Genomic DNA, 13,452 nt, shown 5'->3' with positions numbered 1-13,452 from the left:
GAACCGGAACGCGCCCCTCGGCCGAGCCGATAGGGTCTGAGCCATGTCTCGTATCGACGGCCGCACCCCCGACCAGCTCCGCCCCGTCACCATGGAACGCGGCTGGAGCAAGCACGCCGAAGGCTCCGTGCTCATCTCCTTCGGCGACACCAAGGTCTTCTGCACCGCCTCCCTCACCGAGGGCGTCCCGCGCTGGCGCAAGGGCAGCGGCGAGGGCTGGGTCACCGCCGAGTACTCGATGCTGCCGCGCTCCACCAACACCCGCGGCGACCGCGAATCCGTACGCGGCAAGATCGGCGGCCGTACGCACGAGATCTCCCGCCTCATCGGCCGCTCGCTGCGCGCCGTCATCGACTTCAAGGCCCTCGGCGAGAACACCGTCGTCCTGGACTGCGACGTCCTCCAGGCCGACGGCGGCACCCGCACCGCCGCCATCACCGGCGCCTACGTCGCACTCGCCGACGCCATCAGCTGGGCCCAGGCCAAGAAGAGCATCAAGGCCGGCCGCCAGCCGCTGGTCGGCACCGTCTCCGCCGTCAGCGTCGGCATCGTCGGCGGCGTACCGATGCTCGACCTCTGCTACGAGGAGGACGTGCGCGCCGAGACCGACATGAACGTCGTCTGCACCGGCGACGGCCGCTTCGTCGAGGTCCAGGGCACCGCCGAGGCCGAGCCCTTCGCCCGCGAGGAGCTCAACTCGCTCCTCGACCTCGCCGTCGCCGGCTGCGCGACCCTGGACGCCGCCCAGCGCGAGGCCCTCGCCCGCACACTGTGACGCGCGCCGCGGCGCCCACCACCCGCCGTACGGACCTTGACGTGCCGGCCCCCGCAAGGGCGGGCCGGCACGCCGCCCACCGCCCCGCCGGGCCTGCGCTGTGACCTTTCCCTCGTGGGATCTGCGTCTCTAGGAATACGGCAGCCGGCCGCGCACCGTGGAACCCATGTCCACCACCGCTGCCACGGCTGCCACAGCCGACGCATCCGTCACCGCGTCCCGGGCCCGCACCGGCGGCCCCAAGGACGACCACAACCTGCTGGAACACCTCGCCGGCTGGACCTTCGTCGTCGTCCTGGCCATGCTGCTCACCCAGACCGGCCTGGTGTGACCCCCCCACACCACCTGAGGCACTCCGGCGCACGCCCGTTCCGTGCCGCGTCCGGGCAACCAAAACCGCCCGCCCGGCGTTCTCCCTGATACCGACGCACCGCCCCGTACCGGTGCGGCGTTCCGTACCGATGCACACCAGTGCACGGCACACCCAGGGGAGGAACCGTTCCATGGCTCTACGCCGCAGCGCCGCGCGCCGCCGCTCCACGACCACCGCCGCCGTCCTGGTGGCGGCCGCCGTGGCCGTACCCCTCCTCACCGGCTGCGGAGCGGTCGAAAAGGCCGTCGGCTGCGCCCAGACCGCCACGACGTTCGCCAACGACCTGTCCTCCCTCACAGGGGACCTGAGCAACGCCGCCGACAGCCCCCAGGACGCCGAGCGCGCCATCGACCGGCTGAACAAGGACCTCGGCAAGATCCAGAAGGCGACGGACGACCCCGAGGTCCAGAAGGCGCTCAGCGGCCTGACCGACGCACTGGACAAGGCCGACGACGCCGTACGCGACGGCAAGGCCCCCGACCTCACCGCCCTGCGGGACGCGGCCGGCGCACTCACCAGGACCTGCGCCCCCGGCTGACCCGGCCCGGGATAATCGGCCCCATGAACCGCCTGATCCTCGCCACCCGCAACGCCGGCAAAATCACCGAACTCCGCGCCATCCTGGCCGCCGCCGACCTCGACGTCGAACTCGTCGGCGCCGACGCGTACCCGGACGTCCCCGACGTCAAGGAAACCGGCGTCACCTTCGCCGAGAACGCCCTGCTCAAGGCCCACGCCCTCGCCCAGGCCACCGGCCACCCGGCCGTCGCCGACGACTCGGGCCTGTGCGTCGACGTCCTCGGCGGCGCACCCGGCATCCTCTCCGCCCGCTGGTCGGGCCGGCACGGCGACGACCAGGCCAACCTCGACCTGCTCCTCGCCCAGCTCTCCGACATCCCCGACGACCACCGCGCGGCCCACTTCGCCTGCGCCGCGGCCCTGGCCCTCCCCGACGGCACCGAACGCGTCGTCGAAGGCCGCCTCGAAGGCACCCTCCGCCACACCCCCGCCGGCACCGGCGGCTTCGGCTACGACCCGATCCTCCAGCCTCTCGGCGACACCCGCACCTGCGCCGAACTGACCGCCGCCGAAAAAAACGCCATCAGCCACCGAGGCAAGGCCTTCCGGGGGCTGGTGCCGGTGGTGCGGGAACTGCTGGGCTGAGGGGGCTGCCCGGGGAACGACGAAGTGGCCGCCACCTTCCGTGGAAGGTGGCGGCCACTTCGTGACGGTGGGCCCGGTGGGATTCGAACCCACGACACACCGGACCTAAACCGGCGCCCTCTTGCCAGCTGGGGTACGGACCCGCGGCGCCTACTGTACTGTGCCTCGTCGCGCGGCCGTGAGGGGATCTTCGGTTCGCGCGGACCGCCGGGAGAACGTGCGCGTCTGGCTGTGGCACGACGGACACAGGTAACGGAGGTTCCTGATCCGGTTGTCGAGCCGGTCCCCGTTGATGTGATCGATCTCCAGGACCAGCCGTCTGCCCTGCCAGGTGTCCCCGAGACCGCAGGCGCCGCACCGGCGTGGGACCGACTTGTCGTCCAGGGCGCGGCGCAGCAGGGACGTCTTCGTCCGGCGGGAACCGGGAGCCAGCTGCCGGAGGATGTCGTCCGCCGGCCTGCGGGCCGGGGAAGGGCGACCGCGGGCGTGTCCCTGTCCGGTGAAGTGCGCCGTCGAGAGGCCGTAGGCCGAGATGCTCCGGTCCAGGAGCCGGCGGGTAGTGGTGGTGACGGGGCGGCCGAGCAGCCGGAGCGTCGCGGCGCGGCTCTTCGAACCGGCCACGGCGGTGGTGAGTGCGTCGCGCGGTAGCAGCTCCCGGCGGGTGCCGCGCTCGGTGAGGTGCGCCGTGCTGATGCCGAATCGTTCCAGCTTCCTGCGGATGTGGCAGTAGGCGCTGTCGTACGGCGGGACGCCCAGGTTCTCCAGCACCTCCCGGATGCTGTGGGACCGGGCAGCCGCCTCTTCCAAACGCTCCTTCGTATACGTCTGCGGAGGACGCGGTGGCAGCTCTTCGTGGACGAAGTGCGCGGTGTCGATGCCATAGTGGGCCAGGCGGCGATGGAGATACCGGAGGGTTCCGCTGCCCAGAGGTGTACCGAGGCGCCGCAGCATGTCCACGGGCCCGGTGGACTCCGCGGCCGTACGGGCGAGAAGCTCGCGGGCGTAGCGCCGGTGGGCCGTCATGTCCCGATTCCGCGGGGCCCGCGCGGTTTGCGGCCGCGGTAAGTGTCGGTCACCGCGTGGCAGTTGGGGCACAGGAGGCGCAGGTTCGCCGGGCGGTTGTCCCACCAGTCGCCGTTCAGGTGGTCGACCTCCAGACGCAGGGATTTTCCGTTCCACTCCGGGCCCGTACCGCACATCGCGCACTGCTCCCGTACTCCCTGTCGCAGCAGTACCTGGCGCAGACGGTCGCCGGGCAGCCGTCCCGCGGCCGGCGTCCCCAGAACCAGCCGGTCGGCGAAGGGACGCTTCGGCCGCCGGGGACGAACGGACGTGAAGTGGCTCGTGTCGATGCCCAGTTCGGCGATCCGGCGGGCGACGTGGGCCTGGTTGCCGCCCACCGGATGGATGCCGAGGCGGCGCACGGCCTCGGCAGTGCTGCGGGAGAGGGCGACCACCTCGCGCAGTGTGGCTTCGGAATGGCGGACGGCCTTGTTCGTGAAGTGCGAGGTGTCGATCTTTTCCTCGGCCATTCTGCGGCTGATGTAGCACCGGACACCTGGTGTCGGCGCACTGCCGCAGTGGCGTGCGACGTCGTCGTACGACGAAGACCTGAGCGCGGCCTCGCCGAGCAGTTCGCGCGTGTACTTGATCACCATGGCCCCCGCTTTCGTCGGGCCCGATGAGCGCTGTCCGCTCGTGTGTCGCGGCCTCGAACTCTCCAACGACCGCAGGTGGTGGCCGGTTACGCCATACGGCCCAACGGAAAACGCCAACGACCCCCGCCCGCTGAGGACGAGGGCCGCGGTCTGGAATCAGAACCGGGTCAGAACCGGGGGTCCGGCGACTGCGACGTCACCATTTCCACCGCTTCCTCCTTTGTGGCCACCGCCGGCGGGGAGCCTTCCAGGGGCTGTTGGGCGGTTTCCTTCATGCAGATCACGGCGATGACGCCGACCAGGGCCGCGCCCATCGCGTAGTAGGCGGGGATCATGTCGTTGCCGCCGAAGCCGTCCATGAGGGCGGTGATGACGAGGGGGGTCGTGCCGCCGAAGAGGGAGACCGCGAGGTTGTAGCCGATGGACAGGGAGCCGTAGCGGACGCTGGTGGGAAAGAGGGCGGGCAGCGCCGCGGACATGGTGCCCAGGAGGCAGACCAGGGAGAGGCCGAGCATCAGCATGCCGGGGATGATCGCGGCCATGCTGCCCTGCTTGACCAGCAGGAAGGCGGGGGCGGAGAGGAGGAAGAAGCCCAGCATGCCGGCCATCAGGAGGGGCTTGCGGCCGTAGCGGTCGTTGAGCCGGCCGACGGAGCTGATGATGCACATCAGGACGGCCATGGTGCCGATGACGATCAGCAGGCCGTGCGCCTCGTCGTAGTGGAGGGTGTCGGTCAGGTAGGTCGGCATGTAGGAGAGCAGCATGTAGTGGCAGATGTTGTACGCGCCGACCAGCGCGATGCACAGGATCAGCATCGGCCACTGCTGCGAGAAGATCTCGCCGAGCTTCTTCTTGGGGGCGTTCTCCGAGAGGTGGGAGAAGTCGGCCTCGGTCTCGGTGACGGAGGTGTCGCCGTTGTGGGTCTGGGCCGCTTCGAGCTTCTGGAAGGCGGGGGTCTCGTCGAGCTTCATCCGGAGGTAGAGGCCGACGAGGCCGAGCGGTCCGGCGACGAGGAAGGGGATGCGCCAGCCCCAGTCGTGCATGGTCTCGGAGCCGAGCCAGGTGTTGAGGATCAGGACCAGGCCGGCGGCGCCGGTGTAGCCGGCGAGGGTGCCCATTTCGAGGAAGCTGCCGAAGAAGCCGCGCTTCTTGTCGGGCGCGTACTCGGCGATGAAGGTCGAGGCGCCGCCGTACTCGCCGCCGGTGGAGAAGCCCTGGATCATGCGGAAGACGATCAGCAGGATCGGGGCCCACAGGCCGATGCTGGCGTACGAGGGGATCAGGCCGATGCACAGGGTGCCGGCGGCCATCATGATCATGGTGAGGGCGAGGACCTTCTTGCGGCCGACGCGGTCGCCGAGGGGGCCGAAGAACGCGCCGCCGATGGGCCGTACGAGGAAGGCGACGGCGAAGGTGGCGAAGGAGGACAGCAGGCTGGTGGTGTCGCTGCCCCCGGGGAAGAACACCTTGCCGATGGTGACCGCGAGGTAGCTGTAGATGCCGAAGTCGAACCATTCCATGGCGTTGCCGAGCGCGGCGGCCTTCACGGCGCGTTTGACGACGCGCTCGTCGGTCACCGTGATGTCGGTGCGGCGGAGCCGGGGGTTCCGGCGGCGGGCGACGGCACGGAACAGGTTTCTGTGGCGTTTGAACGCCGCAGGATCCCGGTCGGTCGTGGGTTCGGCTTCGGTGCTGCCGGTCGGCACGAGTCGAGTCCTCTCGGTCGGTCAGCGCGCTCGATGCGCGGCAGGTGGGTCGCAGCGGTCGTCGGCGTCGTTGTGGTCGGTACCCGTCGGCGGTCGGCGTGACGGCCGGCGGTCGGAGATCACAAAGGTGGTCGTACGACAGGAGCGCCTGCGCAGCAGAGCGCGGCTCAAACCACTCTGACCCCACAACGCGATGTACGTCACGTGACATGCGCCGTCCGGAGCAGCGGTTTCTCCAGGTTTCGGGGTGGTTTTCGCCAGGGGTGTGACGGCCGCTGTTACAGAACTGGTACAAAGCCGCGTGGTCACCGAAGCGTCCGGGCAATCAGCCCGTGTGGCGGGCGGGGGAGAGTTGCGGGTATCGAATCCGCCCTTATGCTCCGAACCGTTCGCTCTGCTGGGACCCCGTGCACCTGTGCATCCGGTGCACCTCGTTTCGCGCGCGCGTGACGTGTTCGGCTGTGGTGTCCCGTCCCGCGCCGGCACGGGGCCGCCGCCCCGGAAGGAGAAGTTCATGACCGACCGCGAAGGCTCCCGCCGGTTCGGCGGGCGCACCGCGCTGGCGGCCTTCGCCGCGGTCACCGCGCTCGCGGCCGGCGGCGTGTGGTTCAGCCAGGCGGTGGACCGCGCGTCGGCGGTGGACGCGGCGCCGAAGACGTCGGCGGTGCGGGACGTGAAGTCCTCGGCGAAGGCGGCGGGCGGGCTGCCGGGGGTGCGCGACTGCGGCTTCGGCGAGCCGGAGATCAAGCCGCAGGTCATTACGCTGACGTGCGCCGACGCCGGCATGGTGGCGACCGGGATCACCTGGCGGCGGTACGGCGCGGCGGAGGCCGAGGGCGAGGGTGTGGTGCAGGTGGAGAAGGCTGCCGCGGGGGCGGGGGCGGACGCCGGGTTCCCGGCGACGTTCCGGCTGTACGGGGCCAGGACGGTGGACGGGGCGCGGGCGTTCACGGGGCTGGAGGTCACGTACGAGGGTTCGACGCCGCTCGGTGACTCGACGGAGATGTACAACCTCGCGTGATGGGCATCCGAGGCCGGATCGCCCTGGCCATTTCGAGTGTGACGGCGTTGGCGGTGGTGGTGCTCGGTTTCGCGGTGCACCACATCGCGGACGCGGAGCGGGAGCGCTCGGCGCGCGCCTACCAGGACGACCGGCTCAGTTCGGCGCTGCAGATCTACGAGCGGGACGGCACGCTGGCGCTGGGCGCCCAGCTGGACGACGCGACGCTGCCGGGTCCGCTGCGTGCCGCGGTGTTCGACGGGAAGTCGGGGACGTACCTGAGCCAGGGTGAGGATCCGCGGGTGTGGGCCGCCACCGGGGTGGGCGGCGGTTCGGGTGCCACCGGGCGGACGCTGTCGGTGTCGGCGGCGTTCCCGGACGACGATCCGGCCCAGGTGGCGCTGGACCGGGCGCTGCTGGTCGCGGGTGTCGGCACGGTGGTGCTGATGGCGGTGGTGTCGTGGTTCGTGGCGCAGCGGCTGTCCCGGCGGCTGCGGCACAGTGCGGCCGCGGCGCGCCGGATCGCGGCGGGCGAGCCGCCGGACGCGGACGCGCTGGCGGCCGGCGGCCGGGACGAGGTGGCCGAGCTGGGGCGTTCGGTGCACCATATGGCGGCGTCGCTGGCGGCGCGGGTGGAGGCGGAGCGGAAGTTCACCGCCGACGTGGCGCACGAGTTGCGTACGCCGGTGGCGGGGCTGGTCGCGGCGGCCGAGCTGCTGCCGCACGAGCGGGCCGTCGAGCTGGTGCGGGACCGGGCGCAGACCATGCGCAATCTGGTGGAGGACCTGCTGGAGGTGTCCCGGCTGGACGCGGGCGTGGAGTCCGCGCAGCTCGACGCGGTGGACCTGCCGTCGCTGGTGCGCGGCATCGTGGGCCGGGCGGAGCGGGTGCGCGGTATCGCGGGTGTCGAGGTCGTCGTGGCGGGCCCGGCCCGGGTGGTGGAGACCGACCGGCGCCGGGTGGAGCGGGTGCTGGTCAACCTGCTGGCGAACGCGGCCAAGCACGGCAGGCCGCCGGTGGAGGTGCGGGTCGAGGGCGCGCGGATCGTGGTGCGGGACCACGGCCCCGGGTATCCGCCGGAGCTGTGTGCGGAGGGGCCGCGGCGGTTCCGTACGGCGGCGCCGGAGCGCGGTACCGGGCACGGTCTGGGGCTGACGATCGCGGCCGGGCAGGCGGAGGTGCTGGGCGGCCGGCTGGTGTTCGGTGCCGCCGAGGGCGGTGGCGCGGAGGCGGTGCTGGAGCTGCCGGAGCCGCCGGTGGTGGAGCGTGGGGCCGGGGTGGAGCAGGGGGCGGTGGCGGCGCCGTGAGGCCGGGCCGCCGCGCCCCCCGGGCGCCAGGCCCTTACAGCCCCAGATCCTTGATGATCTTGGCGACGTGGCCGGTGGCCTTCACGTTGTACAGCGCGCGCTCGACCTTGCCCGCCTCGTCGACGATCACGGTGGAGCGGATGACGCCGGTCACGACCTTGCCGTACAGCTTCTTCTCGCCGTACGCGCCGTATGCCTCCAGGACCTGCTTCTCCGGGTCGCCGAGGAGCGTGACCGACAGCTCCTCCTTCTCGCGGAACTTGGCGAGCTTCTCCGGCTTGTCGGGGGAGATGCCGATGACGTCGTAGCCGTGGCCGGCCAGGAAGTCGAGGTTGTCGGTGAAGTCGCAGGCCTGCTTGGTGCAGCCGGGGGTGAGCGCGGCGGGGTAGAAGTAGACGATGACCTTGCGGCCCTTGTGGTCGGCGAGCGAGACCTGCTTGCCGTCCGCGTCGGGGAGGGTGAAGGCGGGTGCGGTGTCGCCGGGCTGCAGTCGCTCGCTCATGGTTCTCCTTGTGCGTGGGTGGGCCGGCACGCGTGGGTCACGTACGGGGACGGGCGCGTCGCGCCCCGGATGTCGCTACGCCCGAGATTACTGAGCCGCCCGAAAAGGGGGTGCTGTGGGGCGCCGCGACCCGTGTGCTGACAGACTGTGCGCACGGAGACGGATCGAGACGACCGGAGGCAGCGCGGTGTCGGAAGCCAGGACCCCTGCGCAGATCGAGCAGGACATCGCCCGCAGGCGGCAGGACCTCGCCGTGACGCTGGACGAGATCGGTGTCCGCCTGCACCCGAAAACGATCATCGGGGACGCGAAGGTGAAGACGGCGGCGGCCGTGGACCGGACGGCGGGGCGGGCGTACGTGGCCGCCAACCGGGCGGTCTCGGACATCCGCGCCCAGCTGGTGTCGGAGGACGGCGCACCCCGCCTGGAGCGGGTGGTGCCGCTGGCGATGATCGGCGTGGCCGTCGTGGGGCTGCTGGTGGTGGGTTCCAAGCGCCGGCGTTAGCCACCGGCTCCGGGCAGGGAGGGCGCCGGAGGGCCGCGCGGGCAGGTACGGTCATGCCGTGAGCCCGAACAACGCCAAGGACACCCACGACAAGCTGCCCATCCGGATGCTGCACGACCGGGTGCTGGTACGTACCGACATCGCCGAGGGCGAGCGCCGCTCCAGCGGCGGCATCGTCATTCCCGCGACCGCGGCGGTAGGCCGCCGCCTGGCCTGGGCCGAGGTGGTCGCGGTGGGGCAGAACGTGCGGACCGTGGAGCCGGGCGACCGGGTGCTGTACGACCCGGAGGACCGGGCCGAGGTCGAGGTGCGCGGCGTCGCGTACGTACTGATGCGGGAGCGCGATCTGCACGCGGTGGCGGCCGAGCGCCTGGAGGGCGCCGAGGACGCCACGGGCCTGTACCTGTAGCCGGACGGCGCCGCACGGGGCGGAACGGCCGCGGCGGCATGGACGTGAGGGCGGGCGGTGACCGGGGTCACCGCCCGTTTTGCCTGCCTTTTGCTAGAGTCGGAAGCATCCCGACGAGACGCGCCGTACCGGGTCACGACAAGACGACGCACCCCTGTAGAAGCTCGTTTTCCACGGAGGTGCCGTCATGGCATGGATCCTGCTCGCCGTCGCCGGTCTGCTTGAGGTCGGCTGGTCGATCGGCATGAAGTTCACGGACGGTTTCACCCGGCTGTGGCCCAGCGTCTTCACCGGCGCGGGCATCGTCGCCAGCATGATGCTGCTCTCCTCCGCCGCGCGGACGCTGCCGATCGGTACCGCGTACGGCGTATGGGTCGGCATCGGCGCGGCCGGCGCGGCGGTCGTCGGCATGCTCGTGCTCGGCGAGCCCGCCACCGCCGCCCGGATCTTTTTCATCTGCCTGTTGCTGGTGGCGGTGGTGGGCTTGAAGATGACGTCCGGCCACTGATCCGTACGGCTCCGTCCGGTCACGGGTTGGCGAAGTCCTCCCAGCCGCCGACCCCGCCCATCCCTCCGCCGATGCCGCCGCCCCGGCCTCCGCCGATGCCGCCCTCGCTGCCTCCGGTGGGCGGCTCGAAGGTGGGGAAGTCGTCGGTGGGGGCGGTCGTCGGCCGGGTGGTCGGGAACGGCGGGATGCTCGGCCGGCCGGTGGGCCGCGTCGTCGGGGTGGTGGGCGGGGCGCCGGTGGGGCCCGTGCTCGGAGTGCCGTCGGCCGGCGGCGCGCTGCTGGGGCCGGACGGCTCCCCGGACGTGGTCGGCTCCTCCGAAGGCGTCTCGTTCACGCCTTCCTCCATCTCCAGGTCGAAGTCCTTGGCCGGCTTCCCCTCCAGGGCCGCCGCCGTGTACTGCGCCCAGATCTCGGCGGGGAAGCCGCCGCCGTTGACGCGGGGCAGTCCGGCGGCGCCGTAGAGGGACTTCTGCGCCGCGGTGTCCGGGTCCTGGCCCAGTACGGCGACGACGGTGGCCAGGTCGGGCGTGTAGCCCGCGAACCAGGCGGCCTTGTCCTGCTCCGCGGTGCCGGTCTTGCCGGCCGCGGGCCGTCCGGCGGCGCGGGCCGCCGAGCCGGTGCCGCCGGGGCTCTCGATGACGCTGCGCAGGATCGAGGTGGTGGTGTCGGCGGCGTTGCGCGGTACCGCGGTCTTCGCGCCGCGGTCCGGTAGTTCGACGTTCTCGCCGCCCTTGGTGGCCTTGCCGACGAGGCTGTACGCGTGTTCCTTGCCGTGGTTGGCGAGGGTCGCGTACACCTGCGTCATGTCCAGCACGCTGGGTGTGGCGGTGCCGAGCGAGATCGCGCCCTGGGAGGAGTTGAGGCTCGGTGTGTCCTTGGGGACGCCGAGGGCGACGGCGGTGTCCTTGACCTTCTGTGTGCCGACGTCCATGCCCATCTGGGCGTAGACGGCGTTGACGGACTTGTCGGTGGCGGTGGACACCGTGATCGGGCCGTAGGAGCGGTTGTCCTCGTTCTCGGGGGCGAAGCGGGTGCCCTTGCCGTCGCTCACCACCTCGCGCTTGTTGGTGCCGTCGTAGACCGTGTTCGGGGTGATCCGGCGGCCGTCCTGGGTGGTGGCGTCGTTGGCGACGGCGGAGGCGAAGACGATCGGCTTGAAGATCGAGCCGACCTGGTAGTCGCGGCGGGTGGCGCTGTTGACGTACTGCTTGGCGTAGTCGATGCCGCCGTACATGGCCACGACGTTGCCGGTGGCGGGGTCGACGGAGGCGCCGCCGGCCCGTACGTAGCGGTCCGGTCCCGAGGTGCCGAGCTGGTCCATCAGCTTGTCGTCCACGGCTTTGACCAGGGCGTCCTGCCGCTTCTTGTCGATGGTGGTGGTGATGCGGTAGCCGCCGGCGGCCAGCGTCCGGTCATCGATGATCTTGTTGTTGGTCAGGTAGTCCCGGACGGCTTCGACGAGGTACCCGCGCTGGCCGGACAGGCCGGTGGGCGGCTTGGCCTCGCCGGGGGCGGGGAACTTCAGCGTGGCCCGTTCGGACTGGCTGAGCCACTTCTTCTTGACCATGCCGTCGAGCACGTAGTTCCAGCGGTCCAGGGCGCGCTGCCGGTTCTCGGGGTGGGCGGCGACGTCGTAGGCGCTGGGGGCGTTGAGCAGGGTGGCGAGGTAGGCGCCCTCGGCGGTGGTGAGCTGGTCGGAGTTCTTGCTGTAGTACGCCTGGGCCGCGGCCTGGATGCCGTAGGCGTTGCGTCCGTAGTAGCTGGTGTTGAGGTAGCCCTCCAGGATCTCGGACTTGCTGCGCTCGCGGTCCAGCTTGATCGAGATGAAGAACTCCTTGGCCTTGCGGGTGAGGGTCTGCTCCTGCCCGAGGTAGTAGTTCTTCACGTACTGCTGGGTGATGGTGGAGCCGGACTGCTTGCCCTTGCCGGTGACGGTGTTCCAGGCGGCGCGGAGCATGGCGACGGGGTCGACGGCGGACTCGGAGTAGAAGTCGCGGTCCTCGGCGGCGAGTACGGCTTCCTGGGTGGTCTTGGGTACCTGGGCCAGCGGTACGTTCTCGCGGTTGACCTTGCCGTCGCGGGCGATCTGGCTGCCGTCCGCGTACAGGTAGACGTTGCTCTGCGCCTGGGCGGCCCGGTTGGCGGCGGGGATCTCGACGAGGACGTATCCGGCCGCGAGGCCGCCCGCGATCAGCAGCAGGACCAGCAGGCAGCCGCCCACCACCATGCGCCAGGTGGGGATGGCGCGGCGCCAGCCGGTGCGCCCGCGCCGGGACTTGCCGCCCTTGCCGCCGCCCTCGCCGGCCCCGGCGCCCGCCGGGCCGTCCTCGCCGGCGGCCTGGGGCGCCGCGGAGCGTGCGGCCCACCCCGGGACGCGGGGCCCGCCCTTGCCGTCCTGCTGCGGATCGTCGCTCATGTCTGTAAGGACTCCTCGGCCGCCGCCGACGGTTGTACCGCGGCGGATCGGTGACGTGTCGGGCGATTCGCGCCCAAAGCCGGAAAAGGAACTGTCGCCCGATACGAAACTCTCGCATCATGCCCTTCCGCCACGAGGGGCGGCGCGCACCTGTGACCGCTCCGTGACCGGCCGAATGGGGCGTACGGCTCACCGGAACGGGCGATTGCGGGCGGCGGTGGTCGTCGTTCGCCGGCCCGTACCGCCCCGGCCCGCCGCTCACCTGGCGGGTCGTCAGGCCGGTGCGCTCCCGTCGGACTTCGGGAAGATGATCTTCCATTCCTACCCGGACAGTACGCCACCGAGAAGGATTAATCTGTCCGTATGACTGACGAACTCCCCGATCTGCGCGCCTCGGACGCCGACCGTGACCGCGTCGCCGAGATCCTGCGTGACGCCCTCGCCGAGGGGCGGCTGGCGATGGAGGAGTTCGACGAGCGGCTGACGGCCGCGTACCAGGCCCGTACGGTCGGTGCGCTGCGGCCGCTGGTCGCGGACCTGCCGCAGCCGGGCCACGGCGGCGTGCCGGCGGCCCGTGGCGGCCCGGGGCAGCCGGCGTGGCGGGAGCGGATCGGCGGTGAGCCCTCCTCCCGTCGGGCGTTCGCCTTCTGGAGCGGCTTCGTGCGCAAGGGCCGGTGGACGGTGCCGCGTACGTTCACCGCCGGGGTGTTCCAGGCCGGCGGGCAGATCGACCTGCGGGACGCGAACTTCGAGGCGGACGAGGTCACGCTGCGCTGCTTCGCGCTCATGGGCGGCATGGAGGTCGTCGTGCCGCCGGGCGTCGAGGTCCAGGTGACGGGCTGGGGCTTCATGGGCGGCTTCGAGCCCGACGACAGCGCCGTCGGTGAGCCGGGCGCGCCGCGGGTGAGGATCACCGGTTTCGCGATGATGGGCGGCGTCGGGTTCCGGCGCAAGGTGTCCAAGCTGGAGAAGCAGCGGCTGAAGGCGGAACGGGAGCGGGAGCGGCAGGCGGAGCCGCTGGGCCGGGAGGCCCAGCCGTACGGCCGTGAGGTGACGGAGCGGCGGCGCAAGGAACTGGGGTGACGGCGCGGCGCGTACGGGTGGGGGCCGCCGGGCCGCGCGCGCCGCG

General features: G+C 71.6%; 15 protein-coding genes, 1 tRNA gene and 1 riboswitch. Of the genes, 10 read left to right on the top strand and 6 right to left on the bottom strand.

Annotated elements, in window-relative coordinates; all coding sequences use genetic code 11:
• Positions 1-43: 43 nt before the first annotated feature.
• The 4 genes from rph to rdgB all read left to right on the top strand — a co-directional run bounded on the left by rph (position 44) and on the right by rdgB (position 2,312).
• Positions 44-775 (top strand): ribonuclease PH, encoded by a 732-nt coding sequence (gene rph / locus ACH4K4_RS10340; RefSeq protein WP_398166207.1) that lies wholly within the window; start codon positions 44-46, stop codon positions 773-775.
• A 166-nt stretch (positions 776-941) separates the two neighbouring features.
• Complete coding sequence (locus tag ACH4K4_RS10335) at positions 942-1,106, top strand: SCO1431 family membrane protein (protein WP_398166206.1); 165 nt, start codon at positions 942-944, stop codon at positions 1,104-1,106.
• 172 nt (positions 1,107-1,278) lie between these two features.
• Positions 1,279-1,686: a hypothetical protein gene (locus ACH4K4_RS10330; protein ID WP_398166205.1), complete on the top strand. Its 408-nt coding sequence runs from the start codon at positions 1,279-1,281 to the stop codon at positions 1,684-1,686.
• A 23-nt stretch (positions 1,687-1,709) separates the two neighbouring features.
• Positions 1,710-2,312 carry an RdgB/HAM1 family non-canonical purine NTP pyrophosphatase gene (gene rdgB / locus ACH4K4_RS10325; protein WP_398166204.1) on the top strand — a complete coding sequence of 201 codons (603 nt, stop codon included), beginning with the start codon at positions 1,710-1,712 and terminating at the stop codon, positions 2,310-2,312.
• A gap of 68 nt (positions 2,313-2,380) precedes the next feature.
• Here rdgB and ACH4K4_RS10320 read toward each other — a convergent pair.
• The 4 genes from ACH4K4_RS10320 to ACH4K4_RS10305 all read right to left on the bottom strand — a co-directional run bounded on the left by ACH4K4_RS10320 (position 2,381) and on the right by ACH4K4_RS10305 (position 5,676).
• Positions 2,381-2,455: transfer RNA gene (locus tag ACH4K4_RS10320), tRNA-Leu, on the bottom strand.
• 7 nt (positions 2,456-2,462) lie between these two features.
• Positions 2,463-3,335, bottom strand: a complete 873-nt coding sequence (locus ACH4K4_RS10315) for an HNH endonuclease (RefSeq protein WP_398166202.1) — start codon at positions 3,333-3,335, stop codon at positions 2,463-2,465.
• Entirely contained in the window at positions 3,332-3,970 is a 639-nt protein-coding gene (locus tag ACH4K4_RS10310) for an HNH endonuclease (RefSeq protein WP_398166201.1), read from the bottom strand. The genes ACH4K4_RS10315 and ACH4K4_RS10310 overlap by 4 nt, the downstream gene beginning before the upstream one ends.
• 167 nt (positions 3,971-4,137) lie before the next feature.
• Entirely contained in the window at positions 4,138-5,676 is a 1,539-nt protein-coding gene (locus ACH4K4_RS10305) for an MFS transporter (RefSeq protein WP_398166200.1), read from the bottom strand.
• Between the two features lie 514 nt (positions 5,677-6,190).
• On the opposite strand from ACH4K4_RS10305, the gene ACH4K4_RS10300 reads away from it, so the two are divergent.
• Both ACH4K4_RS10300 and ACH4K4_RS10295 read left to right on the top strand, forming a co-directional pair.
• Positions 6,191-6,697 carry a hypothetical protein gene (locus ACH4K4_RS10300; RefSeq protein WP_398166198.1) on the top strand — a complete coding sequence of 169 codons (507 nt, stop codon included), beginning with the start codon at positions 6,191-6,193 and terminating at the stop codon, positions 6,695-6,697.
• Positions 6,697-7,983 (top strand): sensor histidine kinase, encoded by a 1,287-nt coding sequence (locus tag ACH4K4_RS10295; protein ID WP_398166197.1) that lies wholly within the window; start codon positions 6,697-6,699, stop codon positions 7,981-7,983. The genes ACH4K4_RS10300 and ACH4K4_RS10295 overlap by 1 nt, the downstream gene beginning before the upstream one ends.
• Before the next feature lie 34 nt (positions 7,984-8,017).
• On the opposite strand, the gene bcp is transcribed toward ACH4K4_RS10295, so the two are convergent.
• Complete coding sequence (gene bcp, locus ACH4K4_RS10290) at positions 8,018-8,485, bottom strand: thioredoxin-dependent thiol peroxidase (RefSeq protein ID WP_398166196.1); 468 nt, start codon at positions 8,483-8,485, stop codon at positions 8,018-8,020.
• 187 nt (positions 8,486-8,672) lie between these two features.
• On the opposite strand from bcp, the gene ACH4K4_RS10285 reads away from it, so the two are divergent.
• The 3 genes from ACH4K4_RS10285 (at position 8,673) to ACH4K4_RS10275 (ending at position 9,907) form a co-directional block, all read left to right on the top strand.
• Positions 8,673-8,990: a DUF3618 domain-containing protein gene (locus ACH4K4_RS10285; protein ID WP_398166195.1), complete on the top strand. Its 318-nt coding sequence runs from the start codon at positions 8,673-8,675 to the stop codon at positions 8,988-8,990.
• 106 nt (positions 8,991-9,096) lie between these two features.
• Positions 9,097-9,399 (top strand): co-chaperone GroES, encoded by a 303-nt coding sequence (locus ACH4K4_RS10280; protein ID WP_176564603.1) that lies wholly within the window; start codon positions 9,097-9,099, stop codon positions 9,397-9,399.
• A gap of 87 nt (positions 9,400-9,486) precedes the next feature.
• A riboswitch (guanidine-III (ykkC-III) riboswitch) is annotated at positions 9,487-9,552 on the top strand.
• A gap of 34 nt (positions 9,553-9,586) precedes the next feature.
• Positions 9,587-9,907: a DMT family transporter gene (locus tag ACH4K4_RS10275; protein WP_398166194.1), complete on the top strand. Its 321-nt coding sequence runs from the start codon at positions 9,587-9,589 to the stop codon at positions 9,905-9,907.
• Between the two features lie 19 nt (positions 9,908-9,926).
• Here the strand turns inward: ACH4K4_RS10275 and ACH4K4_RS10270 are convergent, their stop codons facing one another.
• Positions 9,927-12,323: a transglycosylase domain-containing protein gene (locus ACH4K4_RS10270; RefSeq protein WP_398166192.1), complete on the bottom strand. Its 2,397-nt coding sequence runs from the start codon at positions 12,321-12,323 to the stop codon at positions 9,927-9,929.
• A gap of 363 nt (positions 12,324-12,686) precedes the next feature.
• Between ACH4K4_RS10270 and ACH4K4_RS10265 the strand changes: the two genes are divergently transcribed.
• Complete coding sequence (locus ACH4K4_RS10265; protein WP_398166190.1) at positions 12,687-13,406, top strand: DUF1707 domain-containing protein; 720 nt, start codon at positions 12,687-12,689, stop codon at positions 13,404-13,406.
• The last annotated feature ends 46 nt before the right edge of the window (positions 13,407-13,452 follow it).

It is taken from the genome of Streptomyces sp. NPDC017529 (assembly GCF_044329785.1).
In the GTDB taxonomy this organism is placed as follows: domain Bacteria; phylum Actinomycetota; class Actinomycetes; order Streptomycetales; family Streptomycetaceae; genus Streptomyces.
Note: the sequence above shows the minus strand (reverse complement) of the source record. Positions and strands in the feature narration are given on the sequence as shown.

Excerpts from the sequence above, each read along its gene's own strand:
- rph (WP_398166207.1), top strand. The coding sequence starts at position 44 with ATGTCTCGTATCGACGGCCGCACCCCCGACCAGCTCCGCCCCGTCACC.
- ACH4K4_RS10270 (WP_398166192.1), bottom strand. The coding sequence starts at position 12,323 with ATGAGCGACGATCCGCAGCAGGACGGCAAGGGCGGGCCCCGCGTCCCG.
- ACH4K4_RS10315 (WP_398166202.1), bottom strand. The coding sequence starts at position 3,335 with ATGACGGCCCACCGGCGCTACGCCCGCGAGCTTCTCGCCCGTACGGCC.
- ACH4K4_RS10300 (WP_398166198.1), top strand. The coding sequence starts at position 6,191 with ATGACCGACCGCGAAGGCTCCCGCCGGTTCGGCGGGCGCACCGCGCTG.
- ACH4K4_RS10335 (WP_398166206.1), top strand. The coding sequence starts at position 942 with ATGTCCACCACCGCTGCCACGGCTGCCACAGCCGACGCATCCGTCACC.
- ACH4K4_RS10310 (WP_398166201.1), bottom strand. The coding sequence starts at position 3,970 with ATGGTGATCAAGTACACGCGCGAACTGCTCGGCGAGGCCGCGCTCAGG.
- ACH4K4_RS10295 (WP_398166197.1), top strand. The coding sequence starts at position 6,697 with ATGGGCATCCGAGGCCGGATCGCCCTGGCCATTTCGAGTGTGACGGCG.
- ACH4K4_RS10280 (WP_176564603.1), top strand. The coding sequence starts at position 9,097 with ATGCTGCACGACCGGGTGCTGGTACGTACCGACATCGCCGAGGGCGAG.
- rdgB (WP_398166204.1), top strand. The coding sequence starts at position 1,710 with ATGAACCGCCTGATCCTCGCCACCCGCAACGCCGGCAAAATCACCGAA.
- bcp (WP_398166196.1), bottom strand. The coding sequence starts at position 8,485 with ATGAGCGAGCGACTGCAGCCCGGCGACACCGCACCCGCCTTCACCCTC.
- ACH4K4_RS10330 (WP_398166205.1), top strand. The coding sequence starts at position 1,279 with ATGGCTCTACGCCGCAGCGCCGCGCGCCGCCGCTCCACGACCACCGCC.
- ACH4K4_RS10275 (WP_398166194.1), top strand. The coding sequence starts at position 9,587 with ATGGCATGGATCCTGCTCGCCGTCGCCGGTCTGCTTGAGGTCGGCTGG.
- ACH4K4_RS10265 (WP_398166190.1), top strand. The coding sequence starts at position 12,687 with ATGACTGACGAACTCCCCGATCTGCGCGCCTCGGACGCCGACCGTGAC.